At 58.5% G+C, this 6360-nt stretch carries 8 protein-coding genes and 1 pseudogene; 4 read left to right on the plus strand and 5 right to left on the minus strand.

The genetic code is table 11. The features are described 5' to 3' along the window. Positions 1 to 55 precede the first annotated feature (55 nt). The gene (locus ACR0J0_RS17235) at positions 56 to 703 is read right to left on the minus strand and encodes a DUF899 family protein (protein WP_480665370.1); all 648 of its coding nucleotides are present in this window, start codon (positions 701 to 703) and stop codon (positions 56 to 58) included. Positions 704 to 903: 200 nt separating this feature from the next. Between ACR0J0_RS17235 and ACR0J0_RS17240 the strand changes: the two genes are divergently transcribed. Then, positions 904 to 1245 (plus strand): DUF2853 family protein, encoded by a 342-nt coding sequence (locus ACR0J0_RS17240; RefSeq protein ID WP_480665371.1) that lies wholly within the window; start codon positions 904 to 906, stop codon positions 1243 to 1245. 278 nt (positions 1246 to 1523) lie between these two features. After that, complete coding sequence (locus ACR0J0_RS17245) at positions 1524 to 2513, plus strand: alpha/beta hydrolase (RefSeq protein ID WP_480665372.1); 990 nt, start codon at positions 1524 to 1526, stop codon at positions 2511 to 2513. A gap of 9 nt (positions 2514 to 2522) precedes the next feature. Here the strand turns inward: ACR0J0_RS17245 and ACR0J0_RS17250 are convergent, their stop codons facing one another. From ACR0J0_RS17250 to tsaD, 4 genes are read right to left on the minus strand one after another with little or no spacing between them, the layout of a single operon-like run. Next, on the minus strand, positions 2523 to 2945 hold the full coding sequence (locus tag ACR0J0_RS17250) for an EVE domain-containing protein (protein ID WP_480665373.1): 423 nt from the start codon (positions 2943 to 2945) through the stop codon (positions 2523 to 2525). Next, positions 2945 to 3214 carry a YciI family protein gene (locus ACR0J0_RS17255; RefSeq protein ID WP_170563928.1) on the minus strand — a complete coding sequence of 90 codons (270 nt, stop codon included), beginning with the start codon at positions 3212 to 3214 and terminating at the stop codon, positions 2945 to 2947. Before ACR0J0_RS17255 ends, ACR0J0_RS17250 begins: the two co-directional genes overlap by 1 nt. A 1-nt stretch (position 3215) precedes the next feature. After that, positions 3216 to 4178, minus strand: a complete 963-nt coding sequence (locus ACR0J0_RS17260; protein ID WP_480665374.1) for an NAD(P)H-dependent glycerol-3-phosphate dehydrogenase — start codon at positions 4176 to 4178, stop codon at positions 3216 to 3218. Further along, positions 4175 to 5272, minus strand: a complete 1098-nt coding sequence (gene tsaD, locus ACR0J0_RS17265; RefSeq protein WP_480665375.1) for a tRNA (adenosine(37)-N6)-threonylcarbamoyltransferase complex transferase subunit TsaD — start codon at positions 5270 to 5272, stop codon at positions 4175 to 4177. Before tsaD ends, ACR0J0_RS17260 begins: the two co-directional genes overlap by 4 nt. A gap of 96 nt (positions 5273 to 5368) precedes the next feature. Here tsaD and ACR0J0_RS17270 point away from each other — a divergent pair, with 96 nt between their 5' ends. Beyond that, the gene (locus ACR0J0_RS17270; RefSeq protein ID WP_480665376.1) at positions 5369 to 6082 is read left to right on the plus strand and encodes a uroporphyrinogen-III synthase; all 714 of its coding nucleotides are present in this window, start codon (positions 5369 to 5371) and stop codon (positions 6080 to 6082) included. Between the two features lie 54 nt (positions 6083 to 6136). Then, positions 6137 to 6360 (plus strand): annotated as a pseudogene (locus ACR0J0_RS17275) (hypothetical protein); the annotation flags it as partial.

Genomic DNA, 6360 nt, shown 5'->3' on the forward strand with positions numbered 1-6360 from the left:
TGCACCTAGCAGAGAAGATACGGCGGCCAGTTTGGCCGCCGTTTTTCGTTTGTCCTCACCGAAGTGACGGAAAGAAATCCCCACGTCCTTGGGGTGTGAAATCCAGAATGTTCCACAATGGCCACGCCACGTCGACATGCCGGGGATGCCAGTCGCTTGGCTCAAAGAACAGCTCCGAGCTCCAGAAATGGCTAATGCCGTCATGGTCGCGCTGAAAGACATTCAGGATCGGCAGTTGGCTGCCGTCCTCGGACTCGGCCAGATAATCGCGCTGATAATCCGTGCCTAAGGCTGAATAGAGCGGCAGACTGCCCCATCCCATATCCGCTTTCAGTTTCGCCAGTTTTTCACAGGTGTTCTGAGCCACAACGGCAAATGCAGTTTTCTGGGAAATATGCGCGACTTGCCCATTCAGCCCATCCAGAAAGGCTGAACACATCGGGCAGGGAGATTCGGCATTGGGCCCGTACATAAGCGAATAAATCGCCAAGGTGTCATGTGAACCGAACAAAGACGAAAGCGGCGCTGGCGCGCCATGCTCTGCGCGGAACGCATAATCCTGCGGGATGGCCCCGCCTTTGGGCAAGCTGCGCCTCTGGCTTGCAACGTTTTCGATCTGGGCACGCAGCTCGGCTTCGGCCGTCAGCAGTGTATTTCGGGCGGCTCGGTATTGTGGGCTTTCATTGGGTAGTGACACGGGCATGGCGACCTCCTGATCCCGGAAAGAACATAATATTTAACATTATTGTTAAATAAAGAGAGGTCAAAATCAAGCCCCAGATCAGGCAGGACTGGGCCTAAGGGGGAATGCTGCGGATTTTTCCCTTTGTGCATTTTCCGTGGCTGGTTACCGTGTCTTTGGCGCTGGAGTGGCCAAAAACACATTCGAACCAGGAGACGACTATGGGAAAACGCGACGAGCTGATCGCCAAATATGCCGAGGACCTGAAATCCAAATGCGGTGTGGACGCCGATATGGATCTGTTGACCAAAGTCACCATTGGCTGCGGCCCCGCGATCTATGATGCCGACGCATCGACCGTCGCGGCAACTCAGGAAGGCGAGCTTGAAACGGTGAAGAACAATTTCCTCATTAAAAAGCTGGGCCTGTCCGATGGTCCGGAGTTGATGGAAGGTATCAACAAGGTTCTGGAAAGCTATGGCATGTCCGAGCGCAACAAGTACCGCGCAGTCGTCTATTACATGCTGACCAAGCATTTCGGCAAAGAGTCGGTCTACAGCTGATCCTGCCACACTCTTTGCGACGCCCGTCAGATTGCTGGCGGGCGTTTTCAAATTTAAGCACTTGCCGTTTGAACTGCGCACATCAGATCGGTTAGTGTCAGAACGTGACCAGGACGGTCAGAGCCAAAATTTCCATACGCGTGTGGTGAGTTGGGAGCACGCGGGGTAGGGAAGGTTCTGAATCCGTCAGGATCTTCCCTTTTTTCATAAACTGCTTTGAGATCAACAGTATCGCCGGATAGGCTCGGCCGATATTCAAAGTTGTTTGTGAGGGCTCCATGTCATTCAAGAACCGAACCAGCCAAGGCAAACCGGGCGTATCGATCAAAGAGACGGGAAGTTTCTTTGCCGGTGGGCGCCGGGTGACACTCTCCGGTCAGCCGGTTCAGCAAATTCAAGTGGCGCGGAACGCACCGGCCAGAACAGTCGACATGAACGGGGATTACGTCACAGGGCAATGTTATGTTCAGTATCTTCTTCAATCCGACCCAAAATTTGATGCGCCGCTCATGTTCTGGCACGGGGGCGGTATGACGGGCGCTACGTGGGAATCCACACCGGACGGTCGCACTGGGTGGCACAACTTCTTTCTGAATGCAGGCTTTGACACCTATCTTTGCGACGCGGTTGAACGCGGACGGGCAAGCTGGTCGCCTTACCCGCAGATCTACAAGGACAACCCGGTCTTTCGCACCCAAAATGACGTCTGGACCATGTTCCGGTTTGGGCCTGCGGGTGCGTATAGGTCAGAGGATACCGCCAGACACCCTTTTGACGGGATCAGATTTCCACTGAACGCGTTGGATACGCTGGGTGCACAACTCGTGCCGCGCTGGACGACGCATGCGGAAATGACACTCGATGCGTATTATCAGGCGCTTACCCGGGTCGGTCCGGTCTGGCTCATCGCCCACAGCCAGGGCGGCAATTTTGCGTTGGAAGCCGCCGCAGTACATCCGGAATTCTTCAAAGGAGTCGTTGTCATCGAGCCGGCCTCGGCACCCCCAACCATAGGGAAGGCCGCGCAAATACCGCATCTGTTTGTCTGGGGCGATTTCATCGACAAGTTTGCGATCTGGACTTCATACCGCGCGAAGGCAGATCAGTACGTGGATCAATTGCGATCAGACGGAGGGTCAGCTCAGCTGCTGGACCTTCCCAGTGAGGGGATCACCGGGAACACACATGTGATGATGATGGACGAGAACTCGGACCAGATCGCCGCTCTGGTGCTTGATTGGATCAAGAAGGCGGAGCAATCCGCGTAAGCGAATTGCTCAGTCCGCCTGCGTTTCCCCAAGCGCGCAGATCACCTGCCATTCCACGTCGCTGACAGGTTGCACGGACAGGCGCGAGTTCTTCACCAGCACCATCTCTCCCAGACGTTCGTCTGCCTTGATCTGGTCCAGAGCGACGGGGGTTGTGAAGGGGCGCACCGCCTTGATATCCACGCATTCCCAACGCTCGTCGTCGGTGGTGCTGTCGGGATGCGCCTCGGCACAAACCTCGACAATACCGACAATCGCCTTGTCCTTTTGCGAGTGGTAAAAGAACCCGCGATCACCGACTGCCATCTGCCGCATGAAATTGCGGGCCTGATAGTTGCGCACGCCGTCCCATTCTTCGCCCGCATCCCCTTTGGCAACCTGCTGGTCCCAGCTCCAGGTCGATGGCTCGGATTTGAACAGCCAGTATGCCATCAGCCTATAACCTTCTTCCACGCAATCAGGTCAACCGACTGGAACAACCCGGCTTTGGCATAAGGGTCATTGTCTGCCCAGTTTTGCGCGGCGGCCATATCCTCGACCTCAAGAATGATCAGAGAGCCGATCATCGCGTCACCGTCCAGCAGCGGGCCTGCCTGCGAAACCACGCCGGTTTCCTCGATATAGGCGAGGTGAGCCGCGCGGTTGTCCAGCCGGGTTTGCAGCGCGCCGTCTTTATCACGGGCAATAAGGGCGATCAGCATGTTATTCCTCCTTCAGGGGTCGGTTGAGCAGGGTTTTGATAGCTTCGGTTACACTGTAGGCACCGCTGCTAAGGTCCGCCACTGTTGTACTGATAGGCATGTCGAGCCCTTCGGCGGTGGCAATTTCCGTCATGGCGCGCGCAGTGGCGACGCCTTCGACAGTGGTGTGGGTATCAAACTGGCTATTCTGGCCCAGAGACAGGCCATAGCGGTAGTTTCGCGACAAATCGGACGAACATGTAAGGACGAGGTCGCCCAAACCAGACAGCCCCATCAAGGTGTCGGGCCGCGCGCCTCGCATCAATGCAAACCGCTGCATCTCGGCAAACCCGCGCGTCATCAGAGCGGCGCGGGCACTATCCCCCAAGCCTGCCCCAATGGCAGCACCGCACCCAATGGCCATGACATTCTTCAGCGCGCCGCCGAGTTCCGCCCCAACAATATCTGTTGTGCGATAGAGGCGCAGGTTGGCAGTGGTCAGGTCGTGCTGAAGGATTGGACTCAGCGCTTCATCGGCACAGGCCAAGGTCAACGCAGTTGGCAACCCCCGCGCGATGTCGTCCGCAAAGCTGGGTCCGGTCAGCAGCGCTGGGCGCGCGTCTGGGATTGTCTGTTGGATGACCGAGATGGGTCCCAAGCCGGATGACAGCTCAATGCCCTTACAGCAGGCCACCAAAGTCTTTCCGGCCAGAACCGAAGCGTGTTCTTGTAGGGCGCCGCGCAATTTCTGCATGGGCACCGCGACCAACAGGATGTCGCTTTCGGCGGCCCGCCGGATGTCCGACGTCACCGTGATTTCCGCGGGCAAAGCCACACCCGGCAGGCGCTGGGTGTTCTCGCGGCTGTCCTGCATGTGCCGGGCCTGATCCGCGTTCCGAGACCACAGCGTCACAGGCCTGTTCCCGCCCAGAGAAATGGCCAGGCTGGTGCCGAATGCGCCGGATCCCAGAACCGAAACGCTCATGCCTTGGCCCCTTTCTTGCCGCCGCCCAACATGGAGGGGCTGGTCTTGTCCAGGGGCCAGCGCGGGCGGGCGGTCAAGTCCAGCCCATCGCGCGCACCGGTGCGAAAACGTTCCATCCCGGCATAAGCGATCATGGCGGCATTGTCCGTACACAGGCTGAGCGGCGGCGCAGTAAAGCGTGCGCCTTTTTCGGCGCAAACAGTCTCTAACGCAGCCCGAATTGCCGAATTTGCAGCGACTCCACCGGCGACGGCAATGACCGGGTCTGCGGGGTTTTCCTTGAGATACGTATCAATCGCACGGCGGGTTTTCTCAGCCAGCGTGTCCACGATGGCTTGCTGGAACCCGGCGCACAGATCGGCGCGGTCCTGACGGGTCAGGCCGCCCTTTTCAGCAACGATCTGGTCCCGCATCCGCATCAAAGCAGTTTTCAGCCCCGAGAAGGACAGATCACATCCCGGCCGATCCAGCAGAGGTCGTGGGAACCGGAATCGCTTGGGATCACCAGATCGCGCTTCGGCCTCTACCGAAGGACCGCCGGGTTGCGGCAGACCCAAAAGGCGGGCGGTTTTATCGAACGCTTCGCCGGGGGCATCGTCGATTGTTCCGCCCAGGCGGGTGAATTGCTCGGGCCCGTGCGCGATCAGGTATTGGCAGTGCCCGCCCGATACCAAAAGCATCAGGTAGGGAAACGCGATACCGTCGGTCAGGCGCGGTGTCAGTGCATGACCAGCCAGATGGTTCACGCCGATCAGGGGCAGACCGGTCGCGGCGCTCAGCCCTTTGGCACACATGACGCCGGATATCACGCCGCCGATCAGGCCTGGCCCGGCGGTCACGGCGATCGCGTCCATATCGGCCAGCGTCAGACCAGCAGCCTCCAGCGCTTGAACCACACAGATATCCAGTTTTTCTGCATGCGCGCGTGCAGCGATTTCGGGCACGACGCCTCCAAACGCGCTGTGCAGCTCGGTCTGGCCGTGAACGACCGACGACAACACCTCGGCACCTGCGCCATCGGATTGACGCACGACAGCGGCGGCCGTGTCATCACAGCTGCTTTCCAATCCAAGTACGGTAAGTGTTTGCACCATAGGCCTGATCCGTTGCATCATGACACCCAAGCGGGGTATCACCCTGCGCGGACGCAAACAATCCCAAGGCCGAAGGCCCCGCCATTGTATTTGTTGATGACCCGCCCTCGCGCCGCCTCTGAGAGGTTTGTTGCGCAATTGCCGACCCGCGTCAGGTCTCGGGTCGAAGTGATCTATTCTCCGATTCTCGAGATTCGACCCCTGCGGGTTGAGATCAACACCAAAGGTGTTCGGGGTTTGATCTTTACCTCGGCCAATTCGGTCAACGCTGCGGCCTCACTTGGCGTGAGGCGCGATTTGCCCGCCTTTTGCGTAGGCCCCGCGACTACCGGAACCGCAAAAGGGGCCGGTTGGGGTGCTGCGATGGCCGGCAACACTGCCGAGGAACTGGTGGCCTATCTGCTGAAACACCGGCCCGAAAGTCCCCTGTTGCATCTGCGCGGAGAACACACGCGGGGCAATGTCGCGGGGCGTCTGACCGAATCGGGTCTGACGGTTCACGAAGAGGTCGTTTATCAACAGCGCCTGTTACCGCTGACATCCGAAGCTGCCGCCGCGGCCGCCGGTGACAGGCCCGTAATCGCGCCGCTTTTTTCGCCCCGTACAGCGCGACAATTTGCCGAGATTTGGGCCGGGCCGGCCCCCTTGTGGTTGGTTGCCATCAGCGAAGCGACGGCTGAGCCCCTTAATTCCTTGACGTATGAGCGTCTGAAGATTGCCAAAGAACCCACGCCCAAGAAAATGCGGAAAGCCGTTAAAAAGCTTGTGAAACATGCGATGCGGGTTGAGGGTGGAGAGGCCACCGATTAACTTAGAGTGGCCTGTTATTCATGTGAAATTGGATTCGATAAGGGGAACGTCGCGGTGGCTCGTAAGAAAAAAACCGATCAAAAGCCGGTGGAAGACCCCAAGTCGGACGAAACGGTTGAATTGACCTCGCAACCTGAAGAGACGCCTGTTGACGCGGATGTACCGGTAGACGAGGCCCTTTCCGAAGCCGAAGCCGAAGCCGAAGCCGAAGCCGAAGCCGAAGCCGAAGCCGAAGCCGAAGCCGAAGCCGAAGCCGAAGCCGAAGCCGAAGCCGAAGC

Source organism: Ruegeria sp. BF12 (assembly GCF_056538705.1).